We start from the raw sequence: 15,970 nt of genomic DNA on the forward strand, positions 1-15,970 counted from the left end.
GCGTTCATCCTGAGCCAGGATCAAACTCTCCAATAAAGTTTGTCTAGCATCATAAATAAAAATTGACGTTTCACGTTGTTTGTTTCGTTCAGTTTTCAAAGAACTCGTTTGCCGCTTCATTTGCGACTTCCTTATGTTAACATTTTTATATTTCAATGTCAACTAAGTTTTTTTATTTCGTTTGTCGCGTTTTGCGTTATTTCTATCAGCGACTCGTATAATATTACACCTCTACTCACTAATAGTCAACATGTTTTTCTAAAAAAATATAAAAAGACTTACTCTCTATAAGTAAGCCTTTTTCTTCATTCCCACTGATTATGAGCCCTCACCAATCAGGCTGTTACGGGCAGCCCTACTTCCACCTATCTTCTTGCTACTCTTTGAACCTTGAGGTGGGAGTCTTACTGCTCGAGAACAGCGGGATAAAACACCTTCATTTACTTCTCTTCCATGATAGGTAATGAAACGATAAACTGAATCTCTCCATCTTCATAATGAGCTCGAATTTGACCTCCCTGGAGTTCTACAATGCTTTTTGCAATCGCGAGACCAAGCCCAGATCCTTCTTTGACTCTACTTCGCGATTGATCTTTCTTATAAAAACGCTCGAATAAATTAGCCAATTCTTCTTTTGTAAATTCTTCACTATAATTTGCCACAATGATTTGGATATCACGTCTTTGTCTTTGAAGTGATACTTTAATCTCTCCATTATCTTTACTATACTTAATCGCATTCATTAATAAATTCTCAAACACACGAACCATCTTCTCCGAATCAATCGTAGCATACATACGTTCTTCAGGAAAATGTTTTATGAATGTCAGTCCTTCTTCTTCAGCCTGCGGGACTAACTCTTCTATTAATTGTTCTAGAAGTTCATTGATACATACTTCTTGCTTTTCTAATATGACCTTTTCATTCGTTAATTTCGTATACTCGAATAAATCTTCTATTAAATTCTTTAACTGCTCCGACTTCGTAAAAGCAATTCTTGTATATTCATCATGCTGTTCTTTATTTTCGTATTTAGAATCACGAAGCAATCGTAAATACCCCATAATAGAAGTAAGGGGTGTTCGTAAATCATGAGATACGTTTGTAATCAATTCATTTTTTTGCTTTTCTATCCGTCTTTCTTTTTCTATATTAGAAAACAATTCTTCTGCCATCTGATTCATATTCACAGCCAACAAACTTAACTCATCTTGTCCCTTCTCTGGAATTCTATGTTGTAGATTTCCTTTTGTAATTTCTTTTACCCCTTCGGCCATTGCCTCAATCTGCTTCATTTTTCTTTTTGTTAGATAAAAGAAAGAAAATAAAAAAAGAACAAATCCTATTAGAAACGGAAACGGGCCATCATTCTGTACTTCTCGAATATTCCCTTGTGGTATACCACTTGCAATCATATACATATTTTTCTCTTCAATTGTCAAAGGATAAAAAGTTGTAAACTCTTTACGTTCTCTTTCTATTTCATTATCTATTACATCTTTTTGATATTCATATTGAGAACGATTTATTTTGAAACTCATAATATTACGAATTGTACTATGAAGATTAATTTGTTCTTCTTGAGCACCTTTCGTCTTATATATAACTTTCCCGTTCTCATCAACAATTAGAACTTTTAACTCTCTTTGATATTCTGGACGTTCCAAAACTTCTTGGACGTTAACAGAAGCCCCTTCCCTTACAATAGCCGCTACAAGACTTTCAGCGGTTGTATCAATAAATCGCATACCAGATGAATAATCAATTACAGAATATTTATTTATTCCTTGAAAAAACGGAGATGATGCCCACACTCCCATGATTCCCAGCAAGCTACAGAGAGCAAACGTCGTTATCAGTTGTACACGCAAACTCTTTTGTACCCCACATATTCCTTTATATATTATTTTTTTTAAAATCCCACTTATCCAACCAATTGGTCTAAATATATTTTTAATTATCCTTCTCAACCTTATACCCCACTCCCCATACTGTTTTTATGTATCTCGGCTTTCTTGCATTTTCTTCAACCTTCTCGCGAATTTTTCGAATATGTACCATTACAGTATTGTCTGACTGAAAAGACCTTTCATTCCACACCTTTTCATAAATTTGTTCTGTACTAAATACCATCCCTGAATTGCGCACTAGTAACTCTAAAATTGAAAATTCCCTTGGTGTTAATTTCACCTCTCGATCCGCTACAACTACCTCATGTGTAGAAACATTTATTTTTATATCCCCAATCTCTATTTCATTTTCGTTTTCAATCATAAATCCGCTCATTTTCATATATCGACGAAGTTGTGATTTCACTCTTGCTACAAGTTCTAACGGATTAAATGGTTTTGTCACATAATCATCTGCACCTGTTGTTAATCCTAAAATTTTATCCATATCTTGTGTTTTAGCCGATAACATAATAATCGGCATTTCTTTTTGTTCTCTTACTTTCATGCACATATGAATCCCATCAATTTTTGGCATCATAATATCTAGTACAACTAAATGGACTTCATTGTTTTCTAATATCTCTAACCCTTCTGCTCCATCTCCTGCTTGCAGTATGTTATATCCTTCATTCTTTAAATAAATTGTAATTAAATCTCTAATTTCTTTTTCATCATCTACAACAAGTATTGTTTCTTGTCTCACAATATCTCCCCCAAAATTCTTAAACTCCCTACTTTCCATTATAAAAAAACTTCTAAAGAAAAACGGTGCGAAATCCTTAAGATTTTCTGAAGACGTAAAAAAAGGTCTAGACCCCCTCTTAGTCTAGACCTTTAAAAACCCCTCTACTTCCGAACATAGATGAAATATAGTACGAATAAAACTCCCATTACATACATAATTGGATGAACTTCTTTACGTCGTCCACTTACAACCATTGTAATTGGATAGAAGATGAATCCAATTGCAATTCCCGTTGCGATACTATACGTAAGTGGCATTGAAATAATTGTGAAAAATGCTGGTACAGCAATCTCGAACTTTTTCCACTCAATTTCCCCTAAAGATGAAACCATTAAAATCCCTACAATAATTAAAGCTGGCGCCGTTACAGCTGGCGTTATAACACTTAATAGCGGTGAAAAGAAAAGTGCCAGTAAGAAGAATCCTGCTGTTACAACTGCTGTAAATCCAGAACGTCCTCCCGCTGCTACCCCTGCAGACGACTCAATATAGGAAGTTGTTGTAGAAGTGCCTAGAATCGCACCAATTACAGTCGCAATCGCATCTGCAAATAATGCTTTCCCTGCACGTGGTAATTTATTACCCTTCATTAAACCCGCTTGATTGACAACCGCTACGAGTGTACCTGCTGTATCAAAGAAATCGATAAAGAAGAATGTTATAATAACAATCCCCATTTGAACAGTAAAAATATCTCCAAAGTGCGTTAACGCCATACCGAACGTCGGTTCTAAACTTGGAATTGCTCCTACTACAGCTTTTGGCGTATCAATTAATCCTGTTGCCATTCCAAGAATAGCTGTAAGAATCATCCCATAGAACACTGCACCATTTATCTTTTTAATCATTAAAATAATCGTAACAACTACTCCGAAAATCGCTAACAACGTTGCGCCCTTTGTTAAGTCTCCTAATCCAACAAGAACCGCATCATTTTTCACGATAATTCCGGCATTTTGAAAACCCAAAAAGGCGATAAATAAGCCAATACCTGCTGCTACCGCAAGTTTTAACTCTGCAGGAATTGCATTAATAATTTTTTCACGGATACCAAGAGCTGTAATAATAATGAAGATAATACCTGATACGAGTGTTCCCGCAATTGCTGTCTGCCATGGAACTCCCATTGTTAATACCGCTGTGTAAGCAAAGAAAGAAGTAATCCCTACACCTGGCGCTAATGCTATTGGATATTTTGCAAAAATCCCCATAATTAAAGAACCGATTGCTGCCGCTAATGCAGTGGCAACGAATACTGCTCCCGGATCCATTCCGGTTCCTGCCGGTAGTCCTTTAATGTTTCCAAGTGACAGTGTGGCAGGATTAACAAATAGTACGTAGGCCATAGATAAAAATGTTGTTAACCCTGCAATGAACTCAGTCTTATAATTTGTACCGAGCTCATCAAACTGAAAATAACGTTTCATCTTACGTTTCCTCCGTTGTATAATGACTCGTCGCACTTCATCCTAGCCCTCTTTTATCCTAAAAAATAAAAAAGGCTTCCATTGCCTATATACATGGAAGCGTTCTATAAATAAAGATAAATTCCCCTTATCTTTATAAAAACGCCTCGTAGTCAAGCCATTTACGGTAGCTAGGTAGAAACTTTCGGGCCATATCCCCGAGATTATACGACGGCTATAATATTCACTTTTTGTATCAATCATATAATCATATTAGCGTACAAAAAAATATATGTCAACTTAAAAACGAACAATTTTATAAGTTAAACTTTTTTTGTTCGTATAAAAAAGATCCATCTATATATAAGATGGACCTTCCTGCAAATAAATAGTTTTATTCCCACTCAATCGTTGCTGGTGGCTTAGAAGTAATATCATATACAACGCGGTTCACGTGTTTTACTTCGTTTACGATACGTACAGAGATTTTCTCTAATACGTCCCAAGGGATACGTGCCCAGTCAGCTGTCATACCGTCAATTGATGTTACGGCACGGATACCTACTGTATAATCGTAAGTACGCTCGTCACCCATAACACCTACGCTGCGCATACCAGGAAGCGCAGTGAAGTATTGCCAAATTTCACGGTCTAATCCTGCTTTTTGGATTTCCTCACGTAAAATCGCATCAGATTCACGAACAATTTCTAATTTTTCTTCTGTAATTTCACCTAATACACGAATACCAAGTCCAGGACCTGGGAATGGTTGACGCCATACAATTTCATCAGGAATTCCTAGTTCTGATCCTAATACACGTACTTCATCTTTAAATAACGTATTTAAAGGCTCGATTAATTTGAACTGCATATCTTCTGGAAGTCCACCTACGTTATGGTGAGATTTAATTGTTTGCGCAGTTGCTGTACCACTTTCAATAATGTCTGTGTACAGTGTACCTTGCGCTAAGAAGTCTATTCCTTCTAATTTAGCAGCTTCATCATCAAAAACATAAATGAATTCGTTACCGATAATTTTACGTTTTTGTTCAGGATCTTCTACACCTTTTAGCTTTTTCATGAAGCGTTCTCTAGCATCGATTTTAATAACATTCATATGGAAGCCTTCGCTAAATGTTTTCATAACACCTTCTGCTTCACCTTTACGAAGTAAACCGTGGTCAACAAAAATACATGTTAACTGATCACCGATTGCTTTATGAATTAATACAGCTACAACAGAAGAATCTACACCACCGCTAAGTGCACATAGTACTTTTTTATCACCAACTGTTTCACGAATTTTTTCTAATTCTACTTCAATAAAGTTCTCCATGTTCCAGCCTTCAGAACAACCGCATACGCCGAATACGAAGTTTTTAATTAAATCATTACCGTGCTCAGAGTGACGTACTTCTGGATGGAATTGTACACCGTATAACTGCTTTTCTTCATTGCTCATACCAGCAATTGGACAAGATTCGCTCGTTGCATCTACTACAAAGCCTTCTGGTAAACCTGTTACTAAGTCACCATGGCTCATCCATACAACTTGTTCTTCTGGCAGGTTTGTATATAATTTTGATTCATTCTCTACTTTCAGAACTGCTTTTCCGTACTCACGATGGTTTGCTCGCTCTACTTTTCCACCAAAGTGTTTTGTCATCAGCTGCATGCCGTAACAAATACCAAAAATAGGTAATCCTAGCTCAAAAATTTTCTCATCACAGTGGAATGCATTTTCGCCGTATACACTATTTGGTCCACCAGAGAAAATGATACCTTTTGGATTCATTGCTTTAATTTCTTCCGCAGTAATTGTGTGTGGATGAAGCTCACTGTACACACCGAACTCACGAATGCGACGTGCAATTAATTGGTTGTACTGACTTCCAAAGTCTAAAACGATAATCGTATCGTGCTGTTTTTTCAAAATAATCACCCCAACGTTAATTCTGTATATAAATATTTTCACCAAATTAGGCAAAAAGCATTACCAATATAATAAAAAAAGCCAGTCCCCCACCTCTCGTCTCATAAATAAAGAAAAGGCAGGAGTCTAGCTTTATAAAGATAGTATGTTGCTCTTTATAAACATAAGACGCACTGCCTTCATAGTCAGGTTGTTTACGGTAACCCGGTAGAGACTCTCAAACCATATTATTGAGGATATATGAAGGATTGTTTTATATTATCTTTCTAGATTCTAACAATGAAATATCAATACGGTCAAGAGAGAACACGACAAAATTCTACAGAAATTATATTTCGGTTACGATAAAACCTTTTTTACTATAATTTCGAGAAATTTGATAACAAAAAACACCCATCTCTCGAAAAGAGATGAGTGTTTTAGCGAATAATGAAATTACATCATTCCTGGCATGCCGCCCATTGCACCCATGTCTGGCATTGCCGGTTTATTTTCTTCTGGTTTGTCAGCTACTACTGCTTCTGTTGTTAAGAACATTGCTGCAACAGATGCTGCGTTTTGAAGTGCAGAACGAGTTACTTTTGCTGGGTCTACGATACCAGACTCAAGCATGTTTACCCATTCGCCTGTTGCTGCGTTGAAACCAACACCTACTTTTTCGCCTTTTAGACGTTCTACCACTACAGATCCTTCTAGACCAGCGTTGATTGCGATTTGGCGAACTGGCTCTTCTAATGCACGAAGTACAATGTTGATACCTGTTGCTTCGTCGCCTTCAGCTGCAATAGAAGCTACTTTAGCGTATACATTCATAAGTGAAGTACCGCCACCTGCAACAATACCTTCTTCTACTGCTGCACGAGTTGAGTTAAGTGCATCTTCAATGCGAAGTTTACGTTCTTTTAACTCAGTTTCAGTTGCTGCACCTACTTTAATTACTGCAACGCCACCTGCAAGTTTAGCAAGACGTTCTTGTAATTTTTCACGATCGAATTCAGAAGTTGTTTCTTCTAATTGCGCACGGATTTGACCGATGCGAGCTTCGATTTGTTCAGTGCTTCCTACACCTTCTACGATTGTTGTGTTTTCTTTCGTTACCACAACTTTACCAGCGCGTCCTAAAGACTCAATTGTAGCTGATTTTAAGTCGCGGCCTAGTTCTTCAGTGATTACTTCGCCATCCGTTAAGATTGCGATATCTTCTAACATTGCTTTACGACGGTCACCAAATCCTGGAGCTTTAACAGCTACTACATTGAATGTACCGCGAAGTTTGTTTACTACTAATGTAGCTAACGCTTCACCTTCTACATCTTCAGCGATAATAAGAAGTGGTTTACCTTGTTGTACCACTTGTTCTAACACTGGTAAGATCTCTTGAATGTTAGAAATCTTTTTGTCAGTAATTAAGATATATGGGTTATCAAGAACTGCTTCCATTTTGTCAGAATCAGTAATCATGTAAGGAGATGCATATCCACGATCAAATTGCATACCTTCTACTACATCTAATTCTGTTGTGAATCCTTTAGATTCTTCTAATGTAATAACGCCATCATTACCAACGCGTTCCATCGCTTCTGCAATTAATTGACCTACTTCTTCGTCAGCAGCAGAAATAGCCGCTACTTGTGCGATAGAAGATTTACCTTCAATTGGCTTAGAAATTGTTTTTAACTCTTCTACTGCTGTAGCAACAGCTTTTTCAATACCTTTGCGAAGACCCATTGGGTTTGCACCAGCTGTTACGTTTTTCAAACCTTCACGAATCATAGCTTGTGCTAATACAGTTGCAGTTGTTGTTCCGTCACCAGCTACATCATTTGTTTTGCTAGCAACTTCTGCTACTAATTTTGCACCCATGTTTTCAAAAGCATCTTCTAATTCAATTTCTTTTGCGATTGTTACACCGTCATTTGTAATAAGTGGTGAACCAAATTTTTTCTCAAGTACAACGTTGCGACCTTTTGGTCCAAGTGTTACTTTTACTGCGTTTGCAAGAGTGTCGACACCGCGAAGCATCGAACGACGTGCTTCTTCACTAAATTTAATATCTTTTGCCATAATATTGACCCCCTTGGATTTTTTAAATATATAATTAACCGATAACTGCTAAAATGTCACTTTCGCGTAAAATCAAGTAGTCTGTACCTTCATATTTCACTTCAGTACCTGCATATTTTGAGAAGATGATACGATCGCCTGCTGCTACCTCTAAAGCAACACGCTCACCATTTTCAAGCACTCGCCCAGTACCTACTGCAATAACTTTACCCTCTTGTGGTTTTTCTTTTGCAGTGTCTGGTAATACAATACCGCTTGCTGTTTTTTCTTCCGCTTGAACAAGTTCAATTACAACGCGATCACCTAATGGCTTTAGCATGAACAATAACCTCCTCATTTTTCTATGTAAATTCTTTTATTAGCACTCAAGTCTACCGAGTGCTAACACACTTATAATAATAAATAATCTCAATTTCTTTTGCAAGTAAAAAAATCATAATTTTTTCTCAAATCACGATATAAACTTTTCTACAAAGCATCATTTTTTATAGAACTCTATATATGAATCAACGTTTCTACCTATCGTATGTTACAATAGGAAAGATACCATAAGTTGTTTTCTCTATTCGAACACCTTTTTCCTGTCTCCTATTTTATTTTTAAATAAAATTTTTTCATAAAAGCAGTACTTACATAATATTCGACTGGCTGATTACATGTAATCCGGCCTGATCTCATAAGATAAAATTAGAAAGGATGGTTATCCCACTTGAAAAAACAATATTGGTGGATTGTCGTTACATACATTGTTATGCAGTTATCAGGAATCATTGGCTTGCCCCTTCTCGCAAAAACTGGTCTATACGATAATAGAGGATTTACAGGTGAAGAAAAAATTCAACTTCTAACCGGTCATTGGGCTATTATTAGCTTCTTTATCGCATTATGTATTGTATTGTTATTACTTAGAACCGATATTCGCGATAGACATTTGGATACAAAACGCTCGAATATCCCTGCGACAATTGGTTGGATTTTTATTGGCTTCTTTATGGCATTTTTTGCTCAAACAATTGCAGGTGTCATCGAGATGCATGTACTAGGTATTAAGCCTGGCTCTGAAAATACCGCACATTTAATGGAAATTGCAAGAACGACTCCATGGTTCCTTATTGTTATCTCAATAATAGGACCTATTTTAGAAGAAATTGTATTTAGAAAGATTTTATTTGGTACATTATATAAAAAGTTCAACTTCTTTATCGCAGCAATTATTAGTTCGCTTGTGTTTGCTGCTATCCATTTTGATTTTACACACTTATTAATATACACTGCTATGGGCCTTGTGTTTGCCTTTTTATATGTGCAAACGCGTCGAATTATCGTTCCGATTATGGCTCATGTTGGAATGAATACAGTAGTCGCAGTAGTTCAAGTTTTCGTAAGTAATAACGAACAAATACAAGAGCTAATGAAACAAGCTGAAAAAATGCAAGGCTTTATCGGAGGATTTTTAACATGAGAAATTCACCTTTGTTCATGGCAGCACTATATTTCCTTCTTGGCTGCATCTTTGTAGTCTTTGCTATCATGAAAGCAACAGATACTGTTTGGAACATCTGGACAATACTGTTCGCTGCTATGGCAACAATTGACTTTAATCTAGCACTTCGATTGATTTTAGTTAAATTCATAAAGAAAAAACAGTAAAACGCAGAGGGATTCCTCTGCGTTTTACTGTGGATAATTTTTCAGAAAATAAACAAGCGTTTGTAATTCTACTGCTAAATCAATATGATGAATCCTTATTTTTTCTGATACATTTAACCGTGCCGGTGTAAAATTCAAAATACCGTGTACACTTGTATAAGCCAATCGATCTGCTACAGCTTGTGCAACGTTAGCAGGTACTGTTAGTATTGCCACTTGTATATCATTCGTTAGTCGCTCTTCCAATTCATCCAAATGATATACAGGAATTCCTCCGATTTCTTTTCCCACTTTCTCTTCATCGACATCAAATGCCATTTCAATTTTCGTATTATTATTTTTTGTGAAATTGTAATGTAAGAAAGCGGTCCCTAAATTCCCTACTCCAATAAGTGCCACGCGTGTTATATCATCTTGATCAAGCGTTTCACGGAAAAATGATAATAAATAGTTTACATTATATCCATATCCTTTTTTCCCTAACGCTCCAAAATATGAGAAATCTCTTCGAATTGTTGCGGAATCTACCTTCACCGCTTCACTCAATTCTGCTGATGAAACACGTTGCTTACCAGAAAGAGATAAATTTTGGATAAATCGATAGTATAGAGGCAATCTTTTGGCTGTGGCCTGCGGAATCTTTTGCTGATCCATATAACCTCTCCTCTCTTCCTATCTTTGTTCGTATACTTGGAATAAATACAAAAGTTTAGCACTTATAACATTCCTTGTATAATAAAGAAAGAAAGAAAAACTCTCTTTATTTTAAACTATACACTATTTTTAGTATGATTGAGAAATATAAACTTGGCAAAGTTAAGAATTTATTTGAGGTGAAAACATTGATTTTATTACAAGTGAATGGGCTTTCAAAATTATATGGTGCTGAAACAATTCTAGCTCATATTAAATTGGAAGTTCAAACAAAAGACCGTATTGCACTAGTCGGCCGAAACGGTGCTGGAAAATCTACATTATTAAAAATAATCGCTGGAGAATTGTCTTATGATAGCGGTGAAATAATAAAGCCGAAAGATGTTTCAATTGGCTACCTAGCTCAAAATACTGGATTAGAAACTTCTTTAACAATTTGGGATGAGATGCTAACTGTCTTCACACATTTACAGGAAATGGAGAAAAGACTGCGAAGGTTAGAGCATGAGATGGGATTAGAAGAAAACTTCTCAAATGCTGTCGTCTACGAAAAATTACTTCGTGAGTATGATCAGCTACAGTTAGATTATAAAAATCAAGGTGGTTATCAATATGAAGCTGATATTCGCTCAATTGTAAGCGGGCTCGGTTTCCCACCTGAAACACACCAAACAACCATTTCCACATTAAGCGGTGGACAAAAAACAAGATTAGCTCTTGGAAAATTATTATTAACGCGCCCTGATTTACTCATATTAGATGAACCGACCAACCATTTAGATATTGATACATTAACGTGGTTGGAGCAATACTTACAAGGATATCCTGGTGCGATCTTAATCGTTTCTCATGACCGTTACTTTTTAGATAAACTTGTTACTCAAGTATATGAAATTTCTAATAAAGAAAGTAGACGATATGTTGGCAACTATAGTAAATATTTAGAGTTAAAAGCTGCACAATATGAGCAAGAAATGAAACGCTACGAGAAACAACAAGAAGAGATCGCAAAACTTGAAGACTTTGTTCAAAAAAACATTGCACGCGCCTCTACAACGAAGCGGGCGCAAAGTCGACGCAAACAGTTGGAGCGAATGGAATTACTTACTAGACCCGTCGGAGATTCCAAATCCGCCTCGTTCCATTTCGATATTGAAAAACAAAGCGGGAATGATGTCCTCCAATTAAAAGATGTTTCAATTGGCTATGATGAGAATCCTATTATCAAACATGTAAATATGCGTTTAACTCGTGGCGATAGCGTGGCGCTAGTTGGGCCGAATGGAATTGGGAAATCTACATTATTAAAATCTATTGTGAACAAGTTACAAACATTACATGGCGAGATTTCTTTTGGTTCAAATGTATCTGTTGGATATTATGATCAAGAACAAGCAAACTTAACATCATCTAAGCGTGTGTTAGATGAACTATGGGATGATTATCCGCTAGCGCCAGAAAAAGAAATTCGTACACTACTTGGTAATTTTTTATTTACAGGTGATGATGTATTAAAGCCAGTCTCTTCTCTTAGCGGTGGGCAAAAAGCTCGATTAGCCCTAGCAAAATTAATGATGCAAAAGGCAAACTTATTAATTCTCGATGAACCAACCAACCATCTTGATTTAAATAGTAAAGAAATTCTGGAAAATGCATTAATTGATTATCCAGGAACCCTTTTATTCGTATCTCATGATCGCTATTTCATTAACCGTGTCACAACTACAGTCGTTGAGTTATCAACAGACGGTGCAAAAGAATATTTAGGCGACTATGATTACTATATTGAAAAGAAAAATGAAATGATTGAGCGTGCAGAATTTGCACAAAAAGAAGCAGAAATTTCTATTCCCAAAAACTTTGCACAAGAAAAGTTAAGCTATATGGAAGAAAAAGAACGTAAAAAGTTAGAACGTCAACGGATGCGAAAAATTGAGGAACTGGAGCAAAACATTTCTAAACTAGAAGAAGCAATCGAAGAATTAGAAGCTCAGCTCTGTCTGCCTGAAGTATATACAGACTACGAACGTGCAAGTGAAGTTACAGCAGCGAAACAAAACCTTCAAGAACAATTAGAAAAACATATGGGAGAATGGGAAAAATTACATATGTAACCTCTCCATTTATCCCACTATTTATGAGCAGTAAGATTCTCACCTTAAGATTCAGAAAGAAACAAGGAAAATCGGTGAGAATAAGTTGTCCATAACGGTCTAATTGCTGCGGATCTTTAAATAAGGTAGCTACATATTCTTGAGCTACCTTATTTTTTTACCTGCTCGAAGCAACTTTGTGTCATCAGATATCTTACCTATTCTTTTCTATCCACAACATTATACACATATCCACCTTTATAAAATAAAAGCTAAAGTCACTTTTCCACATTATCCACAAATACACAAAAAGTTATCAACATTTTATATTCACAATAAAACCCACATTATCAACAGATAATGTGGGTTTTATCCACAACTTGTGGTTAATTTTGTGTATAACTAATCTTCTATATTTAAACCCGGGTTTGCATTTAATGCGAACGTAGCACGCTTCCCTTGCTTATACGCAATAGTACCTGCCGCTGCAATCATCGCTGCATTATCAGTGCATAACGATAATGGAGGAATAATAAGCTCTATATTTTCTTTTTGTGCAAATTCTTCCTCTAATCGTGTACGAAGTCCTTTATTTGCTGCTACACCACCTGCTAAAAGCACTTGCTTTACATGATATGCTTCAGCTGCACGCACAGCTTTTGTTACCAATACATCTATTACACTTGCTTGGAAACTTGCCGCTAAATCTTCTGGAGCAATTTCTTCCCCGCGCTGTTTGGCGTTATGCACAGTGTTAATAACTGCTGATTTTAATCCACTAAAGCTAAAATCATATGAATCCGGCTCTAACCACGCACGTGGTAAGTCGATCGTTGGTTGCCCTTCATGAGCAAGGCGATCGATATGGGGACCACCTGGATACGGCATAGATAGTGTACGTGCAACCTTGTCATAAGCTTCCCCAGCTGCATCATCTCTTGTTTCACCAATGACTTCAAACGAACCATGCTCTTTCATATAAACAAGCTCTGTATGTCCTCCTGAAACTACAAGTGATAACAATGGAAATTCTAGCTCTTTAACTAAGCGATTTGCATAAATATGGCCGGCAATATGATGGACGCCAACAAGAGGAATATTATGAGCAAAAGCAATCGCTTTAGCTGCATTTACACCGATTAAAAGGGCGCCTACTAATCCCGGTCCTTCCGTCACTGCAATTGCATCAATATCTTCAAAAGAGAGATTTGCCTCTTTTAGTGCCTCTTCTAACACAACTGTAATTTGTTCAACGTGGTGGCGAGACGCAATTTCAGGTACAACGCCGCCAAAGCGCTTATGACTTTCTATTTGCGAAGCAACAACATTCGCTACTATTTCTGTTCCATTTTTCACAACTGCTACAGCTGTTTCATCACAGCTTGTCTCAATACCAAGTATAATCGTATTTTTTTCCATTATAAATTCACCCACATTACAAGACCATCTTCATAATTGTCTGTATAGTATCGTTTTCGAATTCCACCATTTTGGAATCCGTACTTCCGGTATAACTGTTTTGCTACTTCATTTGACACACGAACTTCGAGTGTCATTGTTTTCGCTCCCATTTCCTTTGCTTGTTTCATTACCTCTTGAAGCAGTGCATCTCCAAGTTTTTGGCCACGATATTCTGGTAAAATGGCTATATTGGTTATATGTGATTCATCAATAATAATCCACAATCCACAGTATCCAACTACTAAACCATCTTTTTCAACTACAATATACTGTGAATATTCATTCATTGTTAATTCACGGTAAAATGCATCAGCAGTCCAAGGAGTTGGGAAAGACGCTTCTTCAATCGCTACCACTTGAGCAATATCATCAGTTGTCATCTTTCTAAATGTAATACCCATTTTAATATCTCCTATTTCTTTTGGCTTTCTAACCATTTGGTCTCCGCTTCAGCTAAACGCAAATAGCTCGGTACAAATGTATGTACATTTTGCTCTTCTTTTTGTAAACCTAAAAATGCAAGTTCACTCGGTCTTGGATTATTCTTTGTAAAAGGAGCAAATATCGCTTGATCACCTAGATGCTCTACAATTGTTTTCTGATGCATTTTCACATCGTTACCAATAAATAAAACAGGTTGTTTTTTCTCTTTCAACATTTGTAACCAATCTACAATTAGAACAATACGATCATCTTCTATAGAAGTTAACTGTTCTTTCTCGTATGTATATAATCCTGTATAAATTTGTCCACGTCGGCCATCAAATAAAGGGCAAATAAGACCTTGGAAATTCGCTCCGTTCGCTGCTATCACTTCTAAACTAGATACGCCAACAATTGGTATTTGTAATGACCATGCTAATGTTTTGGCAACTGTTACACCAATACGCACACCTGTATACGATCCTGGACCAGCTGCTACAACAATCTTATTTAGTTCTTTCGGTTTGACATTACATTCCTTTAAAAGTTGATCTACAGCTGGCATAAGGCGTATAGAATGATTCTTTGTTAAATTTGTAATGATTTCCCCGATAACAGTATCTCCCTCAATAAGAGAAACACCCATTACGTAATTTGAAGTATCAATTGCTAGTACTTTCATTTTGTAATAGCTCCTCACATAATCTAATATAGCGGTCTCCTTCTGGTTCTAATACAATCTTTCTTGTATCATTTCCAGCATGAAATATGCTAATTTTTAATTTTTCATTTGGTAAATATGGCTCTATTAAGTGAGCCCATTCTACAACTGTTACCCCTTCACCAAAAAAGTACTCATCAAATCCTAAATCTTCTTCGCTTTCCGCTAAACGGTATACATCCATATGATATAGTGGTAATCTCCCTTTATACTCTTTAATAATGTTGAAAGTTGGGCTATTTACCACTCGCTTCACACCAAGACCTTTTGCAAGTCCCTTTGTAAATGTAGTTTTACCCGCTCCAAGATCGCCTTCTAAAATGAATACATCTTGCGCTGTAACAAGTTTTCCAAGCTTTTCTGATAATTGCTGTGTTTCTTCAGACGAAGTTGTTGTAACTTCATATTTATTCAAAGGTTTCACCTACTTTACTTACAATATTCTCTGCTCTTTATTATACAGGCATTTTGAACATATAAAAAAGACCTTAGGAGTATTCCTAAGGATTAGTTTGACTGTCTCTATAAGTTTTCTTAAAAATAAATAAAAAAATACGAAACAATCTGTTTCGTTCTTTTCTTTGTATAAAATGGCGGTCCCGACCGGGGTCGAACCGGCGATCTCCTGCGTGACAGGCAGGCATGTTAACCACTACACCACGGGACCATTTGGTTGCGGGGACAGGATTTGAACCTGCGACCTTCGGGTTATGAGCCCGACGAGCTACCAGACTGCTCCACCCCGCGATGATATAAAGCTTGGCGACGTCCTACTCTCACAGGGGCAAGGCCCCAACTACCATCGGCGCTAGAGAGCTTAACTTCCGTGTTCGGTATGGGAACGGGTGTGACCTCTCTGCCATCATCA

At 36.8% G+C, this 15,970-nt stretch carries 14 protein-coding genes, 2 tRNA genes, 1 rRNA gene and 2 riboswitches; of the genes, 3 read left to right on the forward strand and 14 right to left on the reverse strand.

The window, feature by feature from the left end:
- Positions 1–440 precede the first annotated feature (440 nt).
- From MR059_RS20925 to groES, 6 genes are all read right to left on the reverse strand, one after another.
- Positions 441–1,958, reverse strand: a complete 1,518-nt coding sequence (locus MR059_RS20925) for a sensor histidine kinase (protein WP_041810188.1) — start codon at positions 1,956–1,958, stop codon at positions 441–443.
- On the reverse strand, positions 1,954–2,655 hold the full coding sequence (locus tag MR059_RS20930; protein ID WP_041810187.1) for a response regulator transcription factor: 702 nt from the start codon (positions 2,653–2,655) through the stop codon (positions 1,954–1,956). The genes MR059_RS20925 and MR059_RS20930 overlap by 5 nt, the downstream gene beginning before the upstream one ends.
- Positions 2,656–2,798: 143 nt before the next feature.
- The gene (locus tag MR059_RS20935) at positions 2,799–4,124 is read right to left on the reverse strand and encodes an NCS2 family permease (RefSeq protein WP_011983379.1); all 1,326 of its coding nucleotides are present in this window, start codon (positions 4,122–4,124) and stop codon (positions 2,799–2,801) included.
- Between the two features lie 129 nt (positions 4,125–4,253).
- A riboswitch (purine riboswitch) is annotated at positions 4,254–4,356 on the reverse strand.
- 141 nt (positions 4,357–4,497) lie between these two features.
- The gene (gene guaA / locus MR059_RS20940) at positions 4,498–6,036 is read right to left on the reverse strand and encodes a glutamine-hydrolyzing GMP synthase (RefSeq protein ID WP_011983378.1); all 1,539 of its coding nucleotides are present in this window, start codon (positions 6,034–6,036) and stop codon (positions 4,498–4,500) included.
- Positions 6,037–6,198: 162 nt separating this feature from the next.
- A riboswitch (purine riboswitch) is annotated at positions 6,199–6,300 on the reverse strand.
- A gap of 171 nt (positions 6,301–6,471) precedes the next feature.
- Positions 6,472–8,100 (reverse strand): chaperonin GroEL, encoded by a 1,629-nt coding sequence (gene groL, locus MR059_RS20945; protein WP_011983377.1) that lies wholly within the window; start codon positions 8,098–8,100, stop codon positions 6,472–6,474.
- Positions 8,101–8,134: 34 nt separating this feature from the next.
- Positions 8,135–8,419, reverse strand: coding sequence for a co-chaperone GroES (gene groES, locus MR059_RS20950; protein ID WP_011983376.1), 285 nt, complete (start codon positions 8,417–8,419; stop codon positions 8,135–8,137).
- Between the two features lie 390 nt (positions 8,420–8,809).
- Between groES and MR059_RS20955 the strand changes: the two genes are divergently transcribed.
- Together MR059_RS20955 and MR059_RS20960 are read left to right on the forward strand one after the other, a co-directional pair.
- Positions 8,810–9,562: a CPBP family intramembrane glutamic endopeptidase gene (locus tag MR059_RS20955; protein WP_011983375.1), complete on the forward strand. Its 753-nt coding sequence runs from the start codon at positions 8,810–8,812 to the stop codon at positions 9,560–9,562.
- On the forward strand, positions 9,559–9,750 hold the full coding sequence (locus MR059_RS20960; protein WP_011983374.1) for a YdiK family protein: 192 nt from the start codon (positions 9,559–9,561) through the stop codon (positions 9,748–9,750). The genes MR059_RS20955 and MR059_RS20960 overlap by 4 nt, the downstream gene beginning before the upstream one ends.
- A gap of 24 nt (positions 9,751–9,774) precedes the next feature.
- On the opposite strand, the gene MR059_RS20965 is transcribed toward MR059_RS20960, so the two are convergent.
- A complete protein-coding gene (locus MR059_RS20965; RefSeq protein ID WP_011983373.1) occupies positions 9,775–10,404 on the reverse strand; it encodes a redox-sensing transcriptional repressor Rex in 630 nt (209 codons plus the stop codon).
- Between the two features lie 188 nt (positions 10,405–10,592).
- Between MR059_RS20965 and MR059_RS20970 the strand changes: the two genes are divergently transcribed.
- Positions 10,593–12,518, forward strand: coding sequence for an ABC-F family ATP-binding cassette domain-containing protein (locus tag MR059_RS20970; RefSeq protein WP_041809381.1), 1,926 nt, complete (start codon positions 10,593–10,595; stop codon positions 12,516–12,518).
- 381 nt (positions 12,519–12,899) lie between these two features.
- Here MR059_RS20970 and tsaD read toward each other — a convergent pair whose 3' ends face one another.
- From tsaD to rrf, 7 genes are all read right to left on the reverse strand, one after another.
- Entirely contained in the window at positions 12,900–13,916 is a 1,017-nt protein-coding gene (gene tsaD / locus MR059_RS20975; protein ID WP_011983371.1) for a tRNA (adenosine(37)-N6)-threonylcarbamoyltransferase complex transferase subunit TsaD, read from the reverse strand.
- The gene (rimI, locus tag MR059_RS20980; protein ID WP_041809378.1) at positions 13,916–14,359 is read right to left on the reverse strand and encodes a ribosomal protein S18-alanine N-acetyltransferase; all 444 of its coding nucleotides are present in this window, start codon (positions 14,357–14,359) and stop codon (positions 13,916–13,918) included. The genes tsaD and rimI overlap by 1 nt, the downstream gene beginning before the upstream one ends.
- 11 nt (positions 14,360–14,370) lie before the next feature.
- On the reverse strand, positions 14,371–15,063 hold the full coding sequence (tsaB, locus tag MR059_RS20985) for a tRNA (adenosine(37)-N6)-threonylcarbamoyltransferase complex dimerization subunit type 1 TsaB (RefSeq protein ID WP_011983369.1): 693 nt from the start codon (positions 15,061–15,063) through the stop codon (positions 14,371–14,373).
- The gene (gene tsaE, locus MR059_RS20990; protein WP_011983368.1) at positions 15,044–15,517 is read right to left on the reverse strand and encodes a tRNA (adenosine(37)-N6)-threonylcarbamoyltransferase complex ATPase subunit type 1 TsaE; all 474 of its coding nucleotides are present in this window, start codon (positions 15,515–15,517) and stop codon (positions 15,044–15,046) included. The genes tsaB and tsaE overlap by 20 nt, the downstream gene beginning before the upstream one ends.
- A 176-nt stretch (positions 15,518–15,693) precedes the next feature.
- Positions 15,694–15,769 (reverse strand) — tRNA-Asp (locus MR059_RS20995).
- Between the two features lie 3 nt (positions 15,770–15,772).
- Positions 15,773–15,849 (reverse strand) — tRNA-Met (locus MR059_RS21000).
- A gap of 10 nt (positions 15,850–15,859) precedes the next feature.
- Positions 15,860–15,970: ribosomal RNA gene (gene rrf / locus MR059_RS21005) — 5S ribosomal RNA — on the reverse strand; the annotation flags it as partial.

Origin of the sequence: Bacillus cereus group sp. BfR-BA-01522 (genome assembly GCF_022662635.1) — a bacterium.
Lineage (GTDB): Bacteria > Bacillota > Bacilli > Bacillales > Bacillaceae_G > Bacillus_A > Bacillus_A cytotoxicus.